The sequence below is a fragment of the Curtobacterium flaccumfaciens genome (genome assembly GCF_018598405.1).
GTDB lineage: Bacteria > Actinomycetota > Actinomycetes > Actinomycetales > Microbacteriaceae > Curtobacterium > Curtobacterium aurantiacum.
On sequence record NZ_JAHEWS010000007.1, the window covers coordinates 132416 to 153981 of the forward strand.

The 21566-nt window shown below is 71.1% G+C and carries 20 protein-coding genes; 9 read left to right on the forward strand and 11 right to left on the reverse strand.

The window, feature by feature from the left end:
- Positions 1–10: 10 nt before the first annotated feature.
- Genes iolB through iolC form a run of 4 tightly spaced genes read right to left on the reverse strand, consistent with a single transcriptional unit; the run spans position 11 to position 4458 of the window.
- Positions 11–934: a 5-deoxy-glucuronate isomerase gene (gene iolB, locus KK097_RS06465; protein ID WP_214544093.1), complete on the reverse strand. Its 924-nt coding sequence runs from the start codon at positions 932–934 to the stop codon at positions 11–13.
- Positions 935–942: 8 nt separating this feature from the next.
- The gene (locus KK097_RS06470) at positions 943–2454 is read right to left on the reverse strand and encodes a CoA-acylating methylmalonate-semialdehyde dehydrogenase (RefSeq protein WP_214544094.1); all 1512 of its coding nucleotides are present in this window, start codon (positions 2452–2454) and stop codon (positions 943–945) included.
- Positions 2451–3440, reverse strand: coding sequence for a class I fructose-bisphosphate aldolase (locus KK097_RS06475; protein WP_214528979.1), 990 nt, complete (start codon positions 3438–3440; stop codon positions 2451–2453). The genes KK097_RS06470 and KK097_RS06475 overlap by 4 nt, the downstream gene beginning before the upstream one ends.
- Positions 3433–4458 (reverse strand): 5-dehydro-2-deoxygluconokinase, encoded by a 1026-nt coding sequence (gene iolC / locus KK097_RS06480; protein WP_214544095.1) that lies wholly within the window; start codon positions 4456–4458, stop codon positions 3433–3435. Before iolC ends, KK097_RS06475 begins: the two co-directional genes overlap by 8 nt.
- Before the next feature lie 156 nt (positions 4459–4614).
- On the opposite strand from iolC, the gene KK097_RS06485 reads away from it, so the two are divergent.
- Entirely contained in the window at positions 4615–5877 is a 1263-nt protein-coding gene (locus tag KK097_RS06485; protein WP_214544096.1) for a DNA recombination protein RmuC, read from the forward strand.
- 144 nt (positions 5878–6021) lie between these two features.
- Here the strand turns inward: KK097_RS06485 and glpX are convergent, their stop codons facing one another.
- Positions 6022–7011, reverse strand: coding sequence for a class II fructose-bisphosphatase (glpX, locus tag KK097_RS06490; RefSeq protein ID WP_214528977.1), 990 nt, complete (start codon positions 7009–7011; stop codon positions 6022–6024).
- A gap of 219 nt (positions 7012–7230) precedes the next feature.
- On the opposite strand from glpX, the gene fbaA reads away from it, so the two are divergent.
- Together fbaA and KK097_RS06500 are read left to right on the forward strand one after the other, a co-directional pair.
- Positions 7231–8259: a class II fructose-bisphosphate aldolase gene (gene fbaA, locus KK097_RS06495; protein ID WP_214544097.1), complete on the forward strand. Its 1029-nt coding sequence runs from the start codon at positions 7231–7233 to the stop codon at positions 8257–8259.
- 105 nt (positions 8260–8364) lie between these two features.
- Complete coding sequence (locus KK097_RS06500; protein ID WP_214544098.1) at positions 8365–9624, forward strand: M18 family aminopeptidase; 1260 nt, start codon at positions 8365–8367, stop codon at positions 9622–9624.
- A 233-nt stretch (positions 9625–9857) separates the two neighbouring features.
- Here KK097_RS06500 and KK097_RS06505 read toward each other — a convergent pair whose 3' ends face one another.
- Together KK097_RS06505 and KK097_RS06510 are read right to left on the reverse strand one after the other, a co-directional pair.
- A complete protein-coding gene (locus KK097_RS06505) occupies positions 9858–10610 on the reverse strand; it encodes a DUF6264 family protein (RefSeq protein WP_214544099.1) in 753 nt (250 codons plus the stop codon).
- Positions 10607–11671, reverse strand: a complete 1065-nt coding sequence (locus KK097_RS06510) for a 4-hydroxy-3-methylbut-2-enyl diphosphate reductase (RefSeq protein ID WP_439647647.1) — start codon at positions 11669–11671, stop codon at positions 10607–10609. The genes KK097_RS06505 and KK097_RS06510 overlap by 4 nt, the downstream gene beginning before the upstream one ends.
- A 126-nt stretch (positions 11672–11797) precedes the next feature.
- On the opposite strand from KK097_RS06510, the gene xseA reads away from it, so the two are divergent.
- The 5 genes from xseA (at position 11798) to KK097_RS06535 (ending at position 16237) form a co-directional block, all read left to right on the forward strand.
- A complete protein-coding gene (gene xseA, locus KK097_RS06515) occupies positions 11798–13033 on the forward strand; it encodes an exodeoxyribonuclease VII large subunit (RefSeq protein WP_214528973.1) in 1236 nt (411 codons plus the stop codon).
- Between the two features lie 68 nt (positions 13034–13101).
- Positions 13102–13347, forward strand: coding sequence for an exodeoxyribonuclease VII small subunit (locus KK097_RS06520; RefSeq protein WP_214544100.1), 246 nt, complete (start codon positions 13102–13104; stop codon positions 13345–13347).
- Entirely contained in the window at positions 13344–13979 is a 636-nt protein-coding gene (locus KK097_RS06525) for a DUF4245 domain-containing protein (protein ID WP_214528972.1), read from the forward strand. The genes KK097_RS06520 and KK097_RS06525 overlap by 4 nt, the downstream gene beginning before the upstream one ends.
- 98 nt (positions 13980–14077) lie before the next feature.
- Positions 14078–14692, forward strand: a complete 615-nt coding sequence (locus KK097_RS06530) for a carbonic anhydrase (RefSeq protein WP_214528971.1) — start codon at positions 14078–14080, stop codon at positions 14690–14692.
- A 141-nt stretch (positions 14693–14833) separates the two neighbouring features.
- Complete coding sequence (locus KK097_RS06535; protein WP_214544101.1) at positions 14834–16237, forward strand: class II fumarate hydratase; 1404 nt, start codon at positions 14834–14836, stop codon at positions 16235–16237.
- A 167-nt stretch (positions 16238–16404) separates the two neighbouring features.
- Here the strand turns inward: KK097_RS06535 and phoH2 are convergent, their stop codons facing one another.
- From phoH2 to KK097_RS06550, 3 genes are all read right to left on the reverse strand, one after another.
- Positions 16405–17766, reverse strand: coding sequence for an RNA 5'-3' helicase PhoH2 (gene phoH2 / locus KK097_RS06540; RefSeq protein ID WP_214544102.1), 1362 nt, complete (start codon positions 17764–17766; stop codon positions 16405–16407).
- Positions 17767–18287: 521 nt separating this feature from the next.
- Positions 18288–19397 carry an aminotransferase class V-fold PLP-dependent enzyme gene (locus KK097_RS06545; RefSeq protein WP_214544103.1) on the reverse strand — a complete coding sequence of 370 codons (1110 nt, stop codon included), beginning with the start codon at positions 19395–19397 and terminating at the stop codon, positions 18288–18290.
- Between the two features lie 88 nt (positions 19398–19485).
- Positions 19486–20271 (reverse strand): isoprenyl transferase, encoded by a 786-nt coding sequence (locus tag KK097_RS06550; protein ID WP_307858369.1) that lies wholly within the window; start codon positions 20269–20271, stop codon positions 19486–19488.
- Positions 20272–20367: 96 nt separating this feature from the next.
- Between KK097_RS06550 and trhA the strand changes: the two genes are divergently transcribed.
- Positions 20368–21087: a PAQR family membrane homeostasis protein TrhA gene (gene trhA / locus KK097_RS06555; RefSeq protein ID WP_250896502.1), complete on the forward strand. Its 720-nt coding sequence runs from the start codon at positions 20368–20370 to the stop codon at positions 21085–21087.
- A gap of 209 nt (positions 21088–21296) precedes the next feature.
- Here trhA and KK097_RS06560 read toward each other — a convergent pair.
- Positions 21297–21566: hypothetical protein (locus KK097_RS06560; RefSeq protein WP_214544106.1), on the reverse strand; the 270-nt coding region annotated here is incomplete at its 5' end.

Below are 21566 nucleotides of genomic sequence, written 5' to 3' on the forward strand. Positions count from 1 at the left end.
GTGGTGGTGGTCACGCCTGCTTCCTTTCGTAGGGCAGTCGTGGGTCGATCGATTCCGATGCCCACGCCTGCCGGACCCACCCGTGGGCGGGGTCGTCGGTGATGTTCCAGACGCGCTCCGGGTCGGGCCCGGCCATCACGTTGAGGTAGTACATGTCGTAGCCCGGAGCGGCGACCGCCGGACCGTGCCAGCCGTACGGCACCAGGGCGACGTCGCCGGTCCGGACCTGCCGGAACTCGTCGATGGCTCGGTCGTCCGAGGCGTACGTGCGGTGCAGGGCGAACGGGTCTGCGGCCTCGGGCGCGATCGACTCGAGCCCACGGGACACCGCTGCCTCGTAGTAGTAGATCTCCTCGAGGTTCGACTCCGAACCGGGCACGTTCGTGTCGTGCTTGTGCGGCGGGTACGACGACCAGTTGCCGGCCGGCGTGATTACTTCGCACACGATGAACTTGACGGCGTCGAGCGCGGCCGGGGTTCCGAAGTTGTGCACCTGACGGCTCGACTGCCCGGCGCCGCGGAGCTCCACCGGCACGTCCGGCCGGGCCACGTAGGTGGTCGGCTTGACGGTGTCGGTCGGCGCCTCGGCGACGGCGAACCGGCCGCTGCCGGTGATGGTGGCCGCGGAGCCCGAGCCCAGGTACAGGACGTCGGTCGGGCCGTCGAAGACGCTCTCACGCCCCTGCAGGGCCTGCTCGCCGTCACCGGCAGCGCCCGAGTGGGTCACGTGGAACGACCCGGCGAGCGGCACGACGATGCGCTCCACGGCGTCGGCCGGGAGGCGCAGCTCGCCCCCGTCGGTCAGTGCGCCGGTCCGGAGCCCGGTGTGCGCCCACCCCTCGATGCGACCGTCGACCACGTCGGTCCAGCCCGCCTCAGGCCGGGAGCCCGCCGGGATGAACCACTGGTCGTGCTGGTGCTGTTCGTTCGCCATGCTGCGCGTCAGTTGTTCGACGGGAAGCCGAGGTTGATGCCGCCGTGCGACGGGTCGAGCCAGCGGCTCGTGATCGCCTTCTGGCGGGTGAAGAAGCTCACGCCGTCGGCCCCGTACGCCTTGTGGTCGCCGAACAGCGAGTTCTTCCAGCCACCGAATGAGTAGTAGGCGACGGGCACCGGGATCGGGACGTTGATGCCGATCATGCCGACCTGCACGTCGCGCTGGAACCGTCGGGCGGCGCCACCGTCGTTCGTGAAGATGGCGGTGCCGTTGCCGTACGCGCCGGAGTTGATGAGTTCGAGGCCCTCTTCGTAGGTGGCGACACGGACGACGCTCAGCACCGGACCGAAGATCTCCTCGGTGTAGACGCGGCTGGTCGTGGGCACCTGGTCGATCAGCGTCGGGCCCAGCCAGAAGCCGTTCTCGTCGCCGTCGGGTCGGACGGTGCGGCCGTCCACCACAACCACCGCACCGTCCTGCTCTGCGACCTCGATGTACGAGGCGACCTTGTCACGGTGCTGCTTCGTGACGAGCGGCCCCATGTCGCACCCGCGACGCCCGTCGCCGATGCGCAGGGTCGCCGCGCGGTCCTTGATCTTCTGGATGAGCTCGTCCGCCACCGGCTCGACGGCGACGACGACCGAGATCGCCATGCAGCGCTCACCGGCCGAACCGAAGCCGGCGTTGATCGCGTTGTCGGCGACCAGGTCGAGGTCGGCGTCGGGCAGGACGAGCATGTGGTTCTTCGCGCCGCCGAGGGCCTGCACGCGCTTGCCGTGCTTCGTGCCGGTCTCGTAGACGTACTGCGCGATGGGCGTGGAGCCGACGAACGAGATCGACTCGACGTCGTCGCTGGTGAGCAGACCGTCGACGGACAGCTTGTCGCCGTTGAGCACGTTGAAGACGCCGTCGGGCAGGCCGGCCTCCTTGAACTTCTCGGCGAGCCAGATGGCGGCCGACGGGTCCTTCTCGCTCGGCTTCAGCACGACGGTGTTGCCCGCGGCGATCGCGATCGGCAGGAACCAGAGCGGCACCATCGCCGGGAAGTTGAAGGGGCTGATGATGCCCACGACGCCGAGCGGCTGGCGGATCGAGTAGACGTCGATGCCGGTCGAGACCTGGTCGGAGAACTCGCCCTTCATCAGGCTCGGGATGTTGGTGGCGAGCTCCACGACCTCTTGCCCACGGGCGATCTCACCCAGGGCGTCGTCGATGACCTTGCCGTGCTCGCTCGTGATGATCTCGGCCAGCTCGGCCTTGTCGCGGTTCAGGATCTCGCGGAACGAGAACAGGATCGCCTGGCGCTTGGCCAGCGACAGGTTGCTCCACCCGGGGAACGCCGCCTTGGCGCTCCCGATGGCCGCCTGGATCTCGGACTCGTCGGCCAGCGCGACCTGCTTGGACACGACGCCGAGCGCCGGGTCGTACACGGGGGCGGTGTTGCCCGACGCCGAAGCGACGCGCTTGCCGTCGATCCAGTGCCCGACGGTGGTGGTGGTCGTGCCGGTGAGCGTCATGCGTTGCTTCCTTCCGAGATGGACGAGTCCATGGTGGTGGCGCCCGCGAGCCGAGCGGCTGGGTCGTGGGCATCTGTGGAGAACCCGCCCCGGGCCTCCTGGCTGTGGACGAGGCCGGCGGCCACGTCCACGGCGGCGGCGACGTCGCCGTCCGAGGGGTAGAGCAGGGTGCGTCCGACGACCAGGCCGCGGACGCCGGGCAGGGCCAGGGCGTCAGCCCACTTCGCGTACGTCTCCAGCGGGCGCGAAGCCGGGTCACCGCCGAGCAGCAGCGTCGGCAGCGTCGTCGCGGCCATCACGCGCTCCATGTCGTCGACGACGGGGATCTTGAGCCAGCTGTAGGCGCTGGACTCGCCGAGACCGGCGGCGATCGCCATCGAGGTGATCACGGCGTCGGCAGACAGGTCGTTGACGACCCGGCCGTCCCGCCACTCGGACATGAACGGCTCGAGCATGATCGGCAGCTGCAGCGCCGCAGCCTCGCTGACGGCGCGGGCCGTGGCCTCGAGCGTCGGCGCGGTGCCCGAGTCCTCCAGGGCGATGCGCACCAGCAGCTTGGCGAAGTCGAGCCCGGAGTCCTTGATGGCCCGCGCCGAGTACGCCGTGTACCGGTCGTCCATCTCGAACGTGGCACCGCGCAGCCCGCCGCGGTTCATCGACCCGACGACGACCTTGCCGTCGAGGGCACCGAGCAGTGCGAGGTCCTCGAGGATGTCGGGGGTCCCGAGCACGCCGTCGACCCCCGGCCGGCCGAGGGCGGTGACGAGCCGCTCGAGCAGGTCGTAGCGGTCCGCCATCGCGGACTCGTCGTCCCGCACCGCCAGCGCCCCACGTGCGGGGTGGTCGGCGGCGACGATGAAGAGCTTGCCGTCGTCGGCGAGCAAGGGTCGCTTGCGGCGGGCGTCGAGCGTGGCCCGCACCAGGTCGGGCTGGCCGGCACGGATGTCCCGGAGGCGCTGGAAGTCAGCGGGGCTGAGCTCAGGCATGGGTCTTCTCCTCGGTGTGCGTCTCACCCGTGTGCGTCGTGCCCTCGGCCGGGTTGTCGGTCAGGAACTGCTCGATCTCGTCGCTCGTCGGCATCGCCGTCGAGCACTCGAACCGCGTCGCGACGATCGCACCGGCTGCGTTGCAGAACGCCAGGATCCGCTCGAGGCTCCAGCCCTGCAGCAGGCCGTGGGTCAGCGCCCCGCCGAAGCCGTCGCCCGAGCCGAGCCCGTTCACGACGTCGATGTGGTGCGGACGGAACTCGACGAACTCGTCGCGGGTCTTCGCCAGCACGCCCTTCGGCCCCTGCTTGACGATCGCGATCTCGACACCGCGGTCGAGCAGGGCGTCGGCGGCGCGGACCGGGTCGGTCTCCCCCACCGCCACCTCGCACTCCTCGCGGTTGCCGACGGCGACGGTGGCGTGTTCGAGAGCGATCGCGACTTCGCGCGTCGCGGCCTCGGGGCTCGACCAGAACATCGACCGGTAGTCCAGGTCCAGGACGGTGTGGGTCTTCGTGCTGTTCTGCGCGGCGGACCGGGCTTCGTACGCCACGTGGTGCGCCTGTCGGCTCGGCTCCTCGCTGAGGCCGGTCACCGTGGTCCAGAAGATCTTCGCGCGCTCGATCTCGTGCAGCGGCAGGGACTTCGCCGTGATCATCAGGTCCGGCGCCTTCGGGGCCCGGTAGAAGTAGAGCGGGAAGTCGTCCGGCGGGAAGATCTCGCAGAAGGCGACGGGGGTGTTCAGTCCCTCCACCGTCTCGACGAAGGCGTTCGCGACGCCGTACTCGGGCAGCGTGCGGGCGATGTACCGGCCGAAGGGGTCGTTGCCCGTCCGGGTGATGACCGCGGCGTCCGCGCCGTGCCGGGCAGCCGCGATGGCGACGTTCGTGGCGCTGCCGCCGACGGACTTCGAGAAGGTCGAGACGTCTTCGAGCGGGCCGGTCTGCTGCGGGTAGATGTCGACGCTGACGCGTCCCATCGTGATCACGTCGTAGGCGTGGGGAGCTTGGTTCGTCATGCGACGCGGTGGACCTTCCGTGCGGCTTCATCGGCGGACGATCACGACTGTACACCCTGTTTGCCCTAATGTCATGACATGGATTGACCGGTCCGCCAGGTGGTCGCTGAGGCGGCCTGGAGGCGCGGTGTCGGTGGGTTCTGCCAGGGTCGCGACATGCAGATCCTCGCCCTGGTCATCGGTCTCGTGATGGGCATCGCCGTCGGTGCGGTCGTCGCCTGGTCGCTCGCCCGCTCGCGCGCCGGCGTCGACGCCGCGTCGGCCCGCGCAACGGCCGAAGCCCTGCGCGGCCAGCTCGAGGCGGTGCGGCGCGACGCCGAGGAACGCCTCGACGCCCAGGACACGCAGTACCGCCGCCAGGTCGACTCGCTCGAACGGCGCTCCGCCGAACTCGAGCACCTGGTGCAGCGCATGCACGGCGTCGACGCCGCGCGCAACCAGAACGAGTCGAAGGTGCTCTCCGCGCTCAGCCCCGTGGCACAGACGCTCGACGTGATGCGCACGAAGATCGCCGAGCTCGAGCAGTCGCGGAGCGAACAGTACGGCGCACTGTCGGCGCAGCTCCGGTCGGCCGCCGAGTCCGAAGAGCGCCTCCGCGCCACCGCCGACACCCTGGCCAGCGCCCTGTCGTCGAACAGCACGCGCGGCGTCTGGGGCGAGACACAGCTGCGCAACGTGGTCGAGGCCGCCGGGCTGCTCGAACGGGTCGACTTCGACGTGCAGTCCTCCGTCACCACCGCCGTCGGCTCCGCCCGGCCGGACATGGTCGTGCACCTGCCTGGCGGCAAGACCATCGCCGTCGACGCCAAGGTGCCGTTCAGCGCCTACCTGCAGGCCGCCGAGATCCCGGCGACCGCCACCGGCGCCGAGGCCGCACGACGCGACCAGCTCATCGCCCAGCACGTCAAGGCGCTCCGCGCACACGTCGACGCCCTCGCTGCACGGGAGTACTGGACCGGCTACGACGCCTCCCCCGAGCTCACCGTCGCCTTCATCCCGTCCGAGTCGCTCATCTCGAGCGCCCTCGCCGCCGACCCCGGACTGCTCGACCACGCCTTCCGCAAGCGCATCGCACTCGCCTCTCCCGTGACCCTGTGGTCCGTGCTCAAGACCGTGGCGTTCTCGTGGCAGCAGGACGTCGTCTCGCAAGAGGCGCACGAGCTCTTCAAGGTCTCCCGCGAGCTCTACGGCCGGCTGTCGACGATGGCCGGGCACGTCGACAAGCTCGGCCGTTCGATCCGGGGCTCCGTCGTCGACTACAACCGCTTCGTGGGGTCCCTCGAACGCCAGGTGCTGCCCAGCGCACGTCGGCTGTCCCTGCTCGACGAGTCGAAGGTCATCGCCGACCCGTCCTCGATCGAGGACGAGCCGCGGCTGCTCACGGCCCCGGAGCTCGTCGGCGCCGTCGACGAGGACTAGCCGCCCCGGGGCGTGTCACGCCCCGCCGCCCGTGCAGCGCCGACCCCGCGCACAGCGAAAACCCGTCCGCACCACGCGATCACGTGGTTCGGACGGGTTTCGGTGGTTCAGCGCGAACGCACGCCGATCAGGACCGCCTGCGGATCAGAACCACTTCTCCGCACGGTGGTCCGCCTGGATGCGGCGGATCGTGTTCGAGCGCGAGCGGAGCACGAGCGAGTCGGTGTGGATGACGCCGCGCGAACGACGGACACCGTCGACCAGGACGCCGTCGGTGACGCCGGTGGCGACGAAGAACGTGTTGTCACCCGTGACCAGGTCATCCTGGTCGAGCACCTTGTCCAGGTCGTGGCCGGCGGCGAGGGCGCGCTCGCGCTCCTCGTCGTCCTTCGGCTGGAGCTTGCCGAGGATCACACCGCCGAGCGCCTTGATCGCGCACGCCGTGATGATGCCCTCGGGCGTGCCGCCGACGCCGACGCACATGTCGATCGTCGAACCGGGCAGGGCGGCGGCGATGCCACCGGCAACGTCACCGTCGAGCAGCAGTCGCGTGCCGGCACCGGTCGCGCGGATGGCGCGGATGAGTTCGTCGTGGCGGGGGCGGTCGAGCACGGCCACGACCATGTCCTCGAGGTCCTTGCCCTTGGCCTTCGCCAGCGCGCGGATGTTGTCACCGATCGGCTTCTCGAGGTCGAGGACCCCACGGCCCTCGGGCCCGGCGGCGATCTTGTCCATGTAGAAGACGGCGGAGGGGTCGTACATCGAGCCGCGGTCCGAGACGGCCATGACGGAGATGGCGTTCTGGCGGCCGGCGGCGGTGAGCGAGGTGCCGTCGATCGGGTCGACCGCGATGTCGCAGGCCGGACCGTGACCGTTGCCGACGTGCTCGCCGTTGTAGAGCATCGGGGCGTTGTCCTTCTCGCCCTCACCGATGACGACGACGCCGTCGAAGTTCACCGTGCCGAGGAACTTGCGCATCGCGTCGACCGCGGCGCCGTCGGCGAGGTTCTTCTCGCCCCGTCCGACCCACGGCTGCGCACGGATCGCGGCGGCCTCCGTCGCACGCACGAGCTCGAGCGCGAGGTTGCGGTCGGGCTGGAGGAACAGGGAGCCGGTTTCCGTAGTGGGAGTCACGACCCGAGCCTACCGACCGGCGGCCGAGCCGCGGTCCGGACAACGGGCCCGTGCACGCATGTGCACGCCGGACGCGAGCCGACCGCGTAACCCGGACCGCGCCTCTCCCAACCGGCACGGCCGGTCCGCCGCTGACGCGTCGCATCGGAACCGGCGGTCGGGTCCCAGAGGTTCTGACTACGATCGGCGGGGACATCACCGAAGTCGAAGGAGATCCACGTGCCCATCGCAACGCCGGAACAGTACGCCGAGATGATCGAACGCGCGAAGGCGGGCAAGTTCGCGTACCCCGCGGTCAACGTCTCCTCCTCGCAGACCATCAACGCGGTCCTCCAGGGCCTGCAGGAAGCCGGTTCCGACGGCATCCTCCAGGTCACGACGGGCGGTGCCGACTACTTCGCCGGCCACACGATCAGGAACCGCGCAGCGGGCGCCCTCGCGATGGCGAAGTTCGCCCACGAGGTCGCCAAGAACTACGACATCACGGTCGCCCTGCACACCGACCACTGCCCGAAGGACGCCCTCGACGGCTTCGTCCTGCCGCTCATCGCCGCGAGCGAGGAAGAGGTCCGGCAGGGTCGCAACCCGATCTTCCAGTCGCACATGTGGGACGGTTCGGCCGTGCCGCTCGACGAGAACATCGAGATCGCGAAGACGATGATCGAGAAGACGCGGAACATCAACGCCATCCTCGAGGTCGAGATCGGCGTCGTCGGCGGCGAAGAGGACGGCGTCCAGCACGAGGGCACCAACGACGCGCTCTACACCACCCCGAACGACGTCGAGAAGGTCGTCGACGCGCTCGGCCTGGGCGACAGGGGTCGCTGGATCGCGGCGCTCACCTTCGGCAACGTGCACGGCGTCTACAAGCCGGGCAACGTCAAGCTCCGCCCGGAGCTCCTCGGCGAGATCCAGGCCTCCGTCGCGGCGAAGCACGGCACCGGCGAGAACCCGCTCGACCTCGTGTTCCACGGCGGCTCCGGCTCGACCGACGACGAGATCCACGAGGCCGTCCGCAACGGCGTCATCAAGATGAACATCGATACGGACACGCAGTACGCGTTCACCCGCTCGATCGCGGACTCGATGTTCCGGGGCTACGAGGGTGTCCTGAAGATCGACGGCGAGGTCGGCAACAAGAAGCAGTACGACCCCCGCGCCTGGGGCAAGGTCGCCGAGACGGCCATGGCGGCCCGCGTCGTCGAGGCCGCGAAGGTCCTCGGCTCGGCCGGTCACGCCAAGGGCTGAGCAGGTCCGTCCGGTCGGGTCCACCGGCCTGGAGGAACGGGGTGCGTCCGACGGACGTGCCCCGTTCTGCGTCTGGTCACCTCCACCGCGTGCCACGATGGGCGAGTGACCGTCGACGCCATCGCCTCCGAGTTCGCCCAGTTCGTCACCGAGTCGCCCACCGCGTTCCACGCGGCAGCGGCCGCCTGCGACCGGCTCGTCGCAGCCGGGTTCACCGAGCTGTCCGAGCTCGACGCCTGGCCGACCGAGCCCGGCGCCTACGTGGTCGTCCGCGACGGTGCCGTCATCGCGTGGCGGCTGCCCGACGGTGCCGGCCCGACGACGCCGTTCCGGATCCTCGGTGCCCACACCGACTCCCCCGGCTTCCGCGTGAAGCCGAACCCCGGTGTCCGCACCGGCGGCTGGGAGCAGCTGGGCGTCGAGGTCTACGGCGGTGCCCTCCTGTCGACCTGGTTCGACCGCGACCTGCGGATCGCCGGGCGGGTCGTCGACGCCGACGGCACCGTCCGGCTGGTCAGCACCGACGCCGTCGCCCGGATCCCGAACCTCGCCATCCACCTGGACCGCGGGGTCAACGACGGCAAGGAGATCGACCGCCAGCGACACACGCTGCCGATCGTCGGGGTGGACGGCGACGCCGGCGGGACCTCCGTCGTGGAGTGGCTGCGTGCCCGACTCGGCGACGGTGCGGTGTCGTGGGACCTGTTCCTCGCCGACACCCAGACGCCGGCCCGGATCGGCATCGAGCGGGAGTTCCTCGCGTCCGGCCGGATGGACAACCTGACGAGCGTGCACGCCGGGCTCCGGGGCATCGTGGACGCTCCGACCGACGGTGACCACATCCCGGTGTTCGCGGCGTTCGACCACGAGGAGATCGGGTCGTCGACGCCGTCCGGTGCCGGTGGTCCGTTCCTCGAGGACGTCCTCGGCCGTGTGCAGGAGGGCCTCGGCGCCACCCGCTCCGAGGCCGCCCGGGCGTTCCGCGCCTCGTGGCTCCTGTCGAGCGACGCCGGGCACCTGGTGCACCCGAACCAGCCGGAGAAGCACGACCCGACGAACCGTCCGCGCCCCGGAGCCGGCCCGCTGCTGAAGATCAGCGCGAACCAGCGCTACATGACCGAGGCGAAGGGCGAGGCCGTCTGGGCAGCCGCGTGCGAGACCGCCGGTGTGCCGTGGCAGCCGTTCGTGAACGTGAACACGATCCCCGGCGGCTCGACCATCGGCCCGATCGCGGCGACCCGGCTCGGCATCCCGACGATCGACATCGGTGTCGGGCTGCTGTCGATGCACTCGATCCGGGAGCTCGTGCACGTCGACGACCTGGCCGCCCTGCACGGTGCGGTCGCCGCCTTCCTGGCCGGCTGAGCTCCGGCCGGCGCCGGCGGGCGGGGTGGGCGCGACTCCCCGCGCGCACCCGCCGAGTGGTCACGAACTGTCGTTCGCGCCGAAGCCGGACGACACTTCGTGACCACTCGGTGATGGGCTCGCGGCGTGTTGCGACCACTCGGCGCGCGGAGGCCGCGCCGCGAGGAGCCCGACGGCGCGCGGAGGCGGCGCCGCGAGCAGCTCGGCGGTCAGGCGGTCGGGCGCTCAGGCGGTCAGGCTCCGGACTGGCGCAGCACGAAGTCGACGAAGGCCGGGTCCTGCGTCACGACGACGACGAACGCGATCGTGCTCACGAGCGTGGCGACGACCGCACCGAGCAGCGGCACCCAGAACGTGCGCTTCCGTGCGCGGAGCCGCCGGATCGACCACCAGGCCACCAGGGCGAAGACCACGACGTTCGTGATGGCGGCGACCGCGGCGGCCCCGCTCAGGGCGCTCGGGTCGTTCAGCGCCGTGTACTGGGTCTCGAGGGTCTGCCGGACGGTCGAGGCGACCTGACTGACGGACAGCGACTGCACCACCGAGACGAGCCCGAAGGCGAGCAGCCCGACGGTGAGCACGAAGTCGCCGGGCGTGCGACCGAACCGGCTGCGCGGCACCGACCGCTGGCCGCCGGCGACACCACCGGACGGGGCACCACCAGAGGGAACGCCCCCGGAGCGCATGCCGCCAGCAGCGTTGCCTGGAGCACCGTCCCGCCTCCCCTGGGCGGCAGCCTGCTCACGGAGCTCCCGAGGCTGTTGCTCCCGCTCCTGGCGTTCCTGCTCGACGAGGACCGGGTTCACCCAGCCCTCCGGCGCGTACTCGCCGTACCCGGGGGCGGGACGGCCCTGGGGCCGACCGTTCGCGTTGCCGGCGGCCGACGTCGGGGACGCACCCCGGGCCCCCTGGCCGGCACCGGCCCCGTCGTCGTGGTGCGCCGGGTCGCGACGCGGGACCGAGGACCAGCCGTCCGCCCCGCTCATGCCCGGCGCCCGCCGAGCGCGCGCGTCGGGTTGCCCGAGGCGTCGGTGCGGAGCTCCTTGGGGAGCGAGAACATCAGGTCTTCGTGCGCGGTGACGACTTCTTCGACGGCGGCGTACCCGGCGTCGGCGAGCTGCTCGAGCACCTCGGCCACGAGCTCTTCCGGCACGGACGCACCGCTCGTGACGCCGACGGTCTCGACGCCGTCGAGCCACTCCTGCTGGATCTCTTCCGCGTAGTCGACGCGGTGGGCGGCGCGGGCACCGTGCTCGAGCGCGACCTCGACCAGGCGGACGCTGTTCGACGAGTTCGCGGAGCCGACCACGATCACCAGGTCGGCACCGGGGGCGACCTTCTTGATCGCGACCTGGCGGTTCTGCGTGGCGTAGCAGATGTCGTCCGACGGCGGGTCCTGGATGGCGGGGAACTTCTCACGGAGCAGCCGCACGGTCTCCATCGTCTCGTCGACGCTCAGCGTGGTCTGCGACAGCCAGACGAGGTTGTCCGGATCGGCGACCTCGAGCGCGGCGACGTCGGCCGGGCCGTTGACCAGGATGGTGCGTTCCGGGGCGTGCCCCATCGTGCCCTCCACCTCTTCGTGACCGGCGTGCCCGATCAGGATGATGGTGCGCTCGGCCTTGGCGAACCGGGTGGCTTCGCGGTGGACCTTGGTGACGAGGGGGCAGGTGGCGTCGATGGCGTGCAGGTCGCGCTCGGCCGCACCGGCGACGACGGCCGGGGAGACGCCGTGTGCGCTGAAGACGACGTGCGAACCTCGGGGTACCTCGGCCACGTCGTCGACGAAGACGGCACCGCGCTGTTCGAGCGTCGACACCACGTGCACGTTGTGGACGATCTGCTTGCGGACGTAGACGGGCTCGCCGTACTGCTCCAGTGCCTTCTCGACCGCGACGACCGCTCGATCCACCCCGGCGCAGTAGCCACGGGGCGCCGCGAGCAGCACCTTCTTGGGCCCGGCGACCGGTTCGTCACGCAGTCGGCCCCGTGCCGCGTGCACACGCGGCGGGGCGAGCGGGACCGTGTGGCCGTTGGTGATCGTCACGTCCCCGATGATAGGTGAGCAGCACGCACGCGACCTGGGCGCGCGGGGGGCCTGTGGAGAACACGACGGCCGTCCCCTGTCACCGGTCTCGGGCACGATGGACGTCCCAGCAGGACAAGGAGCGACATGGCGATCGAACAGGGCCCGCCGACGGCCGACAACCCGTGGCCGGTGGCGCTCCTCGGCGCGAAGCTCCGCGACTGGATCGACCGGCTCGGCACCGCCTGGGTCGAGGGCGAGATCACGCAGTGGAACGTCGCCGGCGGCAACGTGTACGGCAAGCTCAAGGACGTCGAGGTCGACGCCACCGTGTCGTTCTCCATCTGGTCGAGCGTGCGCTCCCGGGTGCCCGCGGACATCAAGCAGGGCGACCGGGTCGTCGCCGCGCTCAAGCCGAACTACTGGGTCAAGGGCGGCTCGCTGACCATGCAGGTCGTCGAGATGAAGCACGTCGGGCTCGGTGACCTGCTCGAACGCCTCGAGCGGCTCCGTCGCACCCTCGCCGAGGAAGGGCTGTTCGACCCGTCCCGCAAGAAGCGCCTGCCCTTCCTGCCGCACCGCATCGGCCTGATCACCGGCAAGGACTCCGACGCCGAGAAGGACGTCAAGCGGAACGCCCAGCTGCGGTGGCCCCAGGTGGAGTTCCGCACCGTGCACACCGCGGTGCAGGGCGAACGGACCGTGGGCGAGGTCACGGCGGCGATCCTCGAGCTCGATGCCGACCCCGAGGTCGACGTCATCATCATCGCCCGCGGCGGGGGCGACTTCCAGAACCTGCTCGGCTTCAGCGACGAGGGGCTCGTCCGTGCTGCGGCGTCCGCCTCGACCCCGATCGTGTCGGCGATCGGGCACGAGGCCGACCGGCCGATCCTCGACGAGGTCGCCGACCTGCGCGCCTCGACCCCGACGGATGCCGCCAAGCGGGTCGTGCCCGACGTCGCCGAGGAACTCGCCAACGTCCGGGCGGCCCGTGCGCGACTCGGGCTCCGGCTCTCGCACACCCTGTCGGTGGAGGCCGACCGGCTCGCCGCGCTGCGGTCCCGGCCGGCTCTGGCATCGACCGCGTGGCTCGTCGACACCCGCGCGGAAGAGGTCGCCCGTGACCTGTCCCGTGCCCGCGAGCTGCTCGACCGCCGACTCGAGCGCGGGCACTCCGAGGTCGGGCACCTGACCGCCCGGCTCCGGGCGCTCTCGCCGCGCGACACCCTGCGCCGCGGGTACGCCATCGTGCAGCGGGCCGACGGCGGCGTCGTCCGGGGCACCGACGACCTGTCCGGAGTGACACCCGTGCACGTCACGCTCGGTGCCGGTACGGCCACCGGCACGCTCGAACCGGACGGTCCCGGCCCGGACGGCTCCTGACCACGGGTGTTCTCCACAGCCTGGGTCCGGGCGGCGGATCGTCGGTGGACGCTCGGTAGGATCGACCCGTGCCATCCCAGCAGGAACCCGAGCAGACCGACGTCCAGTCGCTGAGCTACGAAGCGGCCCGCGACGAACTCGTCCGCGTCGTGAGCGAGCTCGAACAGGGCTCCGCGACCCTCGAGCGTTCGCTCGCGCTGTGGGAGCGGGGCGAAGCCCTCGCCGCCCGGTGCGAAGAGTGGCTCGTCGGTGCCCGCGCGCGGCTCGACGCGGCACGTGCGGTCGGCGACGCCCAGGACGGCTCCGGCCGATGACCGACCCGAACGGCCGGCCGATCGTCGCCGAGCTCGGTCGCGCCGAGACGCCGGAGGAGACCTGGGCCCGCAAGGACGCCGCCCGCACCGCCCGCCGGCAGCACCAGACCGCGTTCAACCTGGTCCTCGCGCTCATCGCCTCGCTCGGCATCGTGCTGTTCCTGGTGGCCGTCGTGGTCCGACCCGACACCGCCGTGGACCGCACGGTCGACTACCAGCAGATCGCGGCGAAGGCGCAGGTCGACGACGTCACGCTGGTGGCTCCGCCGCTGCCCGACGGTTACAGCGCGAACCGTGCGGACTTCGCGAGCAAGACCAACGACGGTGTGGACGTCTGGACCGTCGGCTTCGTGACGCCGGACAAGCAGTACCTCGGCCTGCAGCAGGGCATCGACGCCAACGCCTCGTGGGTGTCGAACCAGCTCGACCAGCGCCCGTCCACCGGTGACCGCACCATCGGCGACACGGAGTGGACCGTCTACGACCGCCGTGCCGAGGGCACCGACGCCGGCAACCACGCGTACTCGCTCGTCTCGACCTTCGGCAAGAACACGATCGTGCTCTCCGGCACCGCCGACGACAAGGCGTTCCGGACCGTCGCGACCGCCGTCGCCCGACAACTGACCGAGTAGCCGACGGCGACGGGAACCGACCCGCCGCACCCGTCCCCACCGCACCTGCCCGCTACCGCACCTGCCCCGACCGCGTCCCATCCGAACCGAGGAGTCCCATGCCCGACCGCGCCGCCTCCACCCCGTCCGACGCCCTGCGCCTGCTCGTCGACGGCAACGCCCGCTTCGCCGCCGACAAGCGCCGGATGGGCCGCGTGGACCCGGACCGCCGTACCGAGCTGGAGGGCTCGCAGTCGCCGTTCGCGACCGTCCTCGGCTGCTCGGACTCACGGGTGCCGTTCGAGCACGTCTTCGACGCCGGCATCGGTGACCTGTTCGCCATCCGCAACGCCGGCCAGATCGTCGAAGACGTCGTGCTCGGCTCGATCGAGTTCGCCGTCGTCGCCCTGGGCACGCCCCTGGTCGTCGTGCTCCGCCACACCGGCTGCGGCGCCGTCGCGGCCGCGCGCTCCGGTGAGCCCGTCCCCGCCCCGCACCTGCAGGCCCTCGTCGACGCCATCGCCCCGAGCGTCGAGAAGGTCCGGCTCACGGACGCCGAGCTCCCGCAGGAAGCCGTCGGCGCCGCGCACCTCGAGGCCACCCTCCGCCAGGTGATCGAGCGCTCCGGCGCGGTCTCCGACGCGATCGCCGAGGGTAGATTGGCCGTCGTCGGGGCGACCTACGACCTCGCCACCGGAGAGGTCACCATCGACACCGTCGTCGGCCAGGTCTGACCGACCCGACGACGACCGATCCAGACGACGACCAACCCGACGAAGACCGACCCCGACGACGACCGCCCCGGCGACCCCGGGGCGCAGGCACGGGCCGGCGCGACCGCGACCGGCGAGCACCCCAGGAAGGACCACGACGACGTGACCGACACCACCCCGACCGAGTTCCGCATCGAGCACGACACCATGGGCGAGGTCCGGGTGCCGAAGTCGGCGCTCTACCGTGCCCAGACCCAGCGCGCCGTCGAGAACTTCCCCATCTCGGGCACCGGGCTCGAGTCGGCGCAGATCGTGGCGCTCGCACGCATCAAGCGCGCGGCGGCGATCGTGAACGGCGAACTCGGCATCGTCGAGCCCGCCGTCGCCGACGCCATCGCCGGCGCGGCCGACCTGATCATCGGCGGTCAGCACCACGACCAGTTCCCGGTCGACGTGTACCAGACCGGCAGCGGCACCTCGTCGAACATGAACATGAACGAGGTGCTCGCGACACTGGCGTCCGACATCGCGGGCTCGGCGGTGCACCCGAACGACCACGTCAACGCTTCGCAGTCGTCGAACGACGTCTTCCCCACCTCGGTGCACGTCGCCGTCACCGAAGCGCTCCTCCGCACCCTCGTGCCCGCGCTCGAGCACCTGGCCGAGTCGCTCGAGGCGAAGGCCACGCTCTGGGCCGACGCCGTGAAGTCCGGCCGCACGCACCTGATGGACGCCACCCCGGTCACCCTCGGCCAGGAGTTCGGCGGCTACGCCCGCCAGATCCGCCTCGGCATCGAGCGTGTGCAGGCCACGCTCCCCCGCGTCGCCGAGGTCCCGCTCGGTGGCACCGCGGTCGGCACCGGCATCAACACCCCGAAGGGCTTCCCGCAGCGGGTCATCGCCCAGCTCGCGAGCGACACCGACCTGCCGATCACCGAGGCCGTCGACCACTTCGAGGCGCAGGGCGCGCGCGATGCCCTGGTCGAGGCGTCCGGTGCCCTCAAGGTGCTCGCCGTCAGCCTGACGAAGATCAACAACGACCTGCGCTGGATGGGGTCCGGCCCGAACACCGGCCTGGGCGAGCTGCACATCCCCGACCTGCAGCCCGGTTCCTCGATCATGCCCGGCAAGGTGAACCCGGTGATCCCCGAGGCCACCCTGATGGTCGGCGCGCGGGTCATCGGCAACGACGCCACCATCGCCTGGGCCGGTGCCTCTGGCGCGTTCGAGCTCAACGTCGCCATCCCGGTGATGGGCACGGCGCTGCTCGAGTCGATCCGCCTGCTGGCCAACAGCTCGCGGGCGCTCGCCGACAAGACCATCGACGGGCTGCAGGCGAACCTCGAGCGTGCCCGCGCGTTCGCCGAGTCGTCGCCGTCGATCGTCACCCCGCTCAACCGCGTCATCGGCTACGAGGCCGCCGCCAAGGTCGCGAAGTACGCCGTCGCCGAGGGGATCACCGTCCGCGAAGCCGTCGTCGCCCTCGGCCACGTCGAGCGCGGCGAGGTGACCGAGGCGCAGCTCGACGAGGCCCTCGACGTCCTCAGCATGACCCACCCGAACTAGCGCGACGCTCCTGACGCACCCCCAGGACGGACGGGAGGCCCGGTGCCAGCTGGCACCGGGCCTCCCGTCCGTCAGGTGGCGGCTCGACCCGCCTCACGCGCTGAGCGACAGGTCACACGCCCCCGAGCGCGTGACCTGTCGCTGAACGCGAAACCCGACAGTGGCCGCTACACCAGGTCGGGCGAGTCCAGCAGGTCCGTGACCAGGGCGGCGATCGCGGAGCGCTCGGAGCGCGTCAGCGTGACGTGCGCGAACAGCGGGTGCCCCTTGAGCCGCTCGATGACCGACGCGATCCCGTCGTGCCGGCCGACTCGCAGGTTGTCGCGCTGTGCGACGTCGTGGGTGAGCACCACCCGCGAGTTCTGGCCGATGCGCGAGAGCATCGTGAGCAGGACGTTCCGCTCGAGCGACTGCGCCTCGTCGACGATCACGAAGGCGTCGTGCAGGGAGCGCCCGCGGATGTGCGTGAGCGGGAGCACCTCGATCAGGCCGCGCTCGATGACCTCGTCGAGCACGTTGTCGGAGACGACCGAGCCGAGGGTGTCGTAGACCGCCTGCGCCCACGGGTTCATCTTCTCGCCGGCGTCACCGGGCAGGAAACCGAGGTCCTGCCCGCCGACGGCGTACAGGGGCCGGAACACCATGATCTTCTTGTGCTGCTGCCGTTCGAGCACCGCCTCGAGTCCGGCGCACAGGGCGAGCGCCGACTTGCCCGTGCCGGCGCTGCCGCCGAGCGAGACGATGCCGATCTCGGAGTCGAGCAGGGCGTCGATGGCGAGCCGCTGCTCGGCCGAGCGGCCGCGGAGCCCGAAGACCTCGCGGTCGCCGCGGACGAGGGCGACGGCTCCGGCGACGTGCACACGACCGAGGGCTGATCCGCGCTCGGAGTGGATGACGACCCCGGTGTTCACCGGCACACCGTCGAGCTTCGTGGATCGGATCTCCTCTTTCTCGTAGAGGTCGGCCATCTGCTCACCGGAGACCTGCAGGTCGGCGATGCCGGTGTAGCCGGAGTCGACCGCGAGTTCGGCGCGGTACTCCTCGGCCGCCATGCCGATCGAGGACGCCTTGACCCGCAGCGGCAGGTCCTTCGAGACGACGACGACGTCGAGCCCGTCGTTCTTCAGGTTGGACGCGACCGCGAGGATGCGGGAGTCGTTGTCGCCGAGTTGCAGGCCCGACGGCAGGACGGACTGGTTGGAGTGGTTCAGTTCGACGCGGAACGAGCCGCCGTCGCCGATCGCGATCGGGAAGTCGAGTCGCTCGTGCTCGATGCGCATCTCGTCGAGCAGCCGGAGGGCCTGCCGGGCGAAGTACCCGATCTCCGGGTCGTTGCGCTTCGACTCGAGTTCGCTGACCACCACCACGGGCAGGACCACGGCGTGTTCGGCGAAGCGGAACAAGGCCCGCGGATCGCTGAGGAGCACCGATGTGTCGAGCACGTACGTGCGCTGGGCGACCGATGTGGACGAGTCCGCGGTGTGCTGGTGCTGTGTTCCGCGAGAGACGTTCTGAGAGGTCACGACCACTCCATCCCCGGGCCGCGACGGGCCCGGTCCTGTCCTCGAACGCGGCCACGGAGCGGGTCCCGAAGCACCGACTGTGGCCGCTTCGATCGGGCGCGGTGCCCGATGGGGACAACGTACGTCCGGCCCCCGACACCCCGACAGCGACACGCGGTTTCCGGAGTTACGGTCGCGTGAACAACGCGGGCGCGGCTCGCGCCGCTCGCCGCGGTGACGCGTCGGCTGGTCACGAACCGTCGGCTGCGACGCCTCCGGTAGACAGGTGGTGACCACTCGGCGGACGTGAGCGGTGTGTCGTGACCGCCCCCGGCCCCGGACGGGAGGCCCGTGGTGGCCTGGCACCGCGCCTCCAGTCCGTCCGTCGGTCACGACTCGTCGCGCGGGTGACGCCGAGCGGTCACGAACCGTCGGCTGCGACGCCTCCGGTAGACAGGTGGTGACCACTCGGCGGAAGTGAGCGGGGTGTCGTGACCGCTCGCCGGCCCCGGGCGGGCTGCGGACAGGAGACAGCAGCCGCGCCGCTGCTACTGCATGGTGGCGTACGAGACGCAGGCGTCGCGGAACATGTCCAGGGTCTCGTCGGTCGTCGACGGGAACACGGACACGCGCGCCACACCGAGCCGCGTCGTCGCGGTGACGCCGTGGTTGTGCATCGCCGCGGACAGGGCGGTCACTCGACCCTGCGTCGGCCGGAGCACGACGATGCCGGCGCGCTCGGCCGGGTCGCGGCTGGACTCGACCTCGAGTCCGAACTCGTCGGCGATCGCGAACACCCGCTCGACGCGGTCGGCGACACGCTCCTGCACGGCGGCGACCCCGACGGCGGTCAGGCGCTCGAGCGACACCGCGAGCCGGGCCTGCGCGACCGGGTCGATGCGGGACATCTGGAAGCCGGCGGCGCCGGGGCGGACCGCGGGCACCTCGGTGGGCCAACCGGACGTGCCGTGCGGGCCGGACAGCGCGGGGCGGATCCGGTTGAGGGCGCGGTCGCTGAAGGCCACGAACCCGGTGCCCCACCCGGCGTGCAACCACTTCTGACCACCGGTGGCGACGACGTCGGCGACCTCGTACGGGGCGTCCACGACACCGAAGCCCTGGATGGCGTCGACGATGAGCAGGCGGTCGCCGATGACCTCGCGGATGGCGGCGAGGTCGGTCAGGTAGCCGGTGCGCCAGTCGACCAGGGACACCGCGACGGCGGTCACCTCGTCGGTCAGGCGCTCACGGATGAGCTCGGGCGTCACCCAGCCGGCACCCGACTCGATGACGACGGGCTGCACCCGTCCGCCGGTGGCCGAGGCAGCGCTGGCCAGGGCGAGCGGCAGCGACGGGTACTCGTCGGCGGACACGAGCACGCCCCCGGTGAGGCCGAAGGCGGTGTGCAGCAGACCGGGGGTCGTCGCGGCCTGCGAGACGACCTGGTCCTCGCGCCGGCCGACCAGACGCGCGGCGACGGCGCGGACGCGGGCGTCCTGCTCGTCGAGGGTCTCCATCGCGCCGAAGCGCATGTGCGCCTGGATCGTGCCGAGCACACGCTGCTCCTCGAGCACGGCGGTCTGCACGGGGCCGAACGCAGCGTGGTCGAGGTATCCGGGGTCTTCGGCGAAGCCGGCGGCGTACTCGTCGATGTTCACAGGTGGTGCACCTTTCACAGGGTTGAACCCTGAGAGCCTACTGGGACGTGGCTCCGCCGACGAACCCGGTGCGGGAGTTGGCTGGGCGTCAGCCGCCGAAGCGACGGGAGCGGAGTCCGAAGTCGCGGACCGCCCGGAGGAAGTCGACCTCGCGCAGGTCCGGGTAGAACGCCTCGACGAAGTAGAACTCGCTGTGCGCGCTCTGCCACAGCATGAAGTCGGACAACCGCTGCTCGCCCGAGGTCCGGATCACCAGGTCGGGGTCGGGCTGGCCCTGCGTGTACAGGTGGTCGCCGATGAGCTCGGGCGTCAGCACCTCGGCCAGGGTGTCGATGGTGCCGCCGCCTGCGCCGTGCGCCTGCACGATGCTCCGCATGGCGTCCGCGATCTCCCGACGACCGCCGTACCCGACGGCGAGGTTGACGTGCAGCCCCGTGCGGCCGGCGGTGCGCTGCTCGGCCCGTTCGAGCGCGGTCACCAGGTTCTCCGGCAGTCCCTCGTTCGACCCGACGTGCTGGACGCGCCAGTCGCGGTTGTCGGCCAGGACCCCGGCCAGGTCGGCAATGATGCCGACGAGTTCCTCGAGTTCCTCGCCGCCACGGCCCGTCAGGTTGTCGGCGGACAGCAGGTAGAGCGTCACGACCTCGATGCCGAGGTCGTCGCACCACGTCAGGAACTCCGGGATCTTCGCGGCCCCGGCACGGTGGCCGTGCGCGGCGGACTCGAGTCCGAGCTGCTTCGCCCAGCGACGGTTGCCGTCCACGATCATGGCGACGTGCTTCGGCTTCGCGGCCCCCTCGAGCTGGCGGCGGAGTCGGCGCTGGTAGGCGCGGTAGAGGATCCCCCGCCCTGTCCATCCCGCCGTCCCGGTCACGCACCGAGCGTAGTGCACCACCGACACCGGATCCCTGAGGCTCCCGCTCTGCGGGGACGTGGCTGTCGTTCGGGGTCAGGCCCTATGGTCGGGACCATGCAGGACGAGCACGAGACCGGAACACTCCCCCACGTCCCGTTCACGGAGGAGGCCTCGGCGACGGCGACCACGACCGCCGCCGAACCCCGTCCGGCCTGGCGCGGCTGGATCCACCTCGGTGCGTTCCCGTTCGCGGTCGCGATGGGGGTCGTCCTCATCACCCTCGCCGACAGCACCGCGGCGAAGGTCGGCAGCGCGGTGTTCATGGCGACGTCGCTCGCGATGTTCGGCGTCTCCGCGACCTACCACCGGTTCCCCTGGGGGCCGAAGGTGAAGGCCGTCCTGAAGCGCATCGACCACACGAACATCCTGCTGCTCATCGCCGGCACCTACACGCCCGTCGCGATCTGTGCCCTGCCGCACACGCTGATGGTCGTCGTGCTCTGGGTGATGTGGTCGGGCGCCGCGCTCGGCATCGCGTTCCGCGTGCTCTGGATCAACGCGCCCCGCTGGCTGTACGTGCCGATCTACCTGGTGCTCGGCTGCGCCGCACTCGGGCTGCTGCCGCAGTTCTTCGCCGCGAGCGTCCCGATGACCGTGCTCATCCTGTCCGGCGGCGCCGCGTACATCATCGGCGCACTGGTCTACGGCTTCAAGCGGCCGAACCCGGTGCCGACCCAGTTCGGGTTCCACGAGGTGTTCCACGCCCTCACGGTCGTGGCCTTCGGTGCGCAGTGGGTGGGCGTGCTCATCGTGGCCCTCGACCCGGTGCGCTGACCGTCGTACGTTCCTTCCCAGAACGCGTGCGATGCCTGGTGGTTCCGGGCGTACTCACCCGAAAGTTCCGACCAGGTACGCCCGATTCGAGCAGGTACGCCCGGTTCCGGCAGGTACGCCCGATTCGACCAGGTACGCCCGGTTCCGGCAGGTGGACACAAGGCCCGTGGCGGGATCGCCACGGGCCTCCAGTCCGCCTTGTAGTCGCGTCAGCCGCGCTCGGTGTCGTCGCCGACGTCGGCTCGGCCGTCCTCGGCCGCCCGCCGCTCCGACTCGTTCGTCGCGGTGCCGTCCGTCGCGGTGCCGTTCACCTCGGCCTCGAGCCGCTCCCGCACCTCCGCGCGGTAGCGGGTGCGGCGGATGCGTCGGGTCATGTCCAGGACGAGCAGGATCGTCACGATGGCGACGAGCGCGATCGCGATGAACCCGACGACACCCGGGGTGACGTCGACGTCGGGGACGACCGAGGGGCTGGGGCT

Bases quoted from the DNA above. Each gene is read 5' to 3' on its own strand.
- iolB (WP_214544093.1), bottom strand. From the start codon at position 934: ATGGCGAACGAACAGCACCAGCACGACCAGTGGTTCATCCCGGCGGGC.
- KK097_RS06470 (WP_214544094.1), bottom strand. From the start codon at position 2,454: ATGACGCTCACCGGCACGACCACCACCACCGTCGGGCACTGGATCGAC.
- KK097_RS06475 (WP_214528979.1), bottom strand. From the start codon at position 3,440: ATGCCTGAGCTCAGCCCCGCTGACTTCCAGCGCCTCCGGGACATCCGT.
- iolC (WP_214544095.1), bottom strand. From the start codon at position 4,458: ATGACGAACCAAGCTCCCCACGCCTACGACGTGATCACGATGGGACGC.
- KK097_RS06485 (WP_214544096.1), top strand. From the start codon at position 4,615: ATGCAGATCCTCGCCCTGGTCATCGGTCTCGTGATGGGCATCGCCGTC.
- KK097_RS06505 (WP_214544099.1), bottom strand. From the start codon at position 10,610: ATGAGCGGGGCGGACGGCTGGTCCTCGGTCCCGCGTCGCGACCCGGCG.
- xseA (WP_214528973.1), top strand. From the start codon at position 11,798: ATGGCGATCGAACAGGGCCCGCCGACGGCCGACAACCCGTGGCCGGTG.
- KK097_RS06525 (WP_214528972.1), top strand. From the start codon at position 13,344: ATGACCGACCCGAACGGCCGGCCGATCGTCGCCGAGCTCGGTCGCGCC.
- KK097_RS06530 (WP_214528971.1), top strand. From the start codon at position 14,078: ATGCCCGACCGCGCCGCCTCCACCCCGTCCGACGCCCTGCGCCTGCTC.
- trhA (WP_250896502.1), top strand. From the start codon at position 20,368: ATGCAGGACGAGCACGAGACCGGAACACTCCCCCACGTCCCGTTCACG.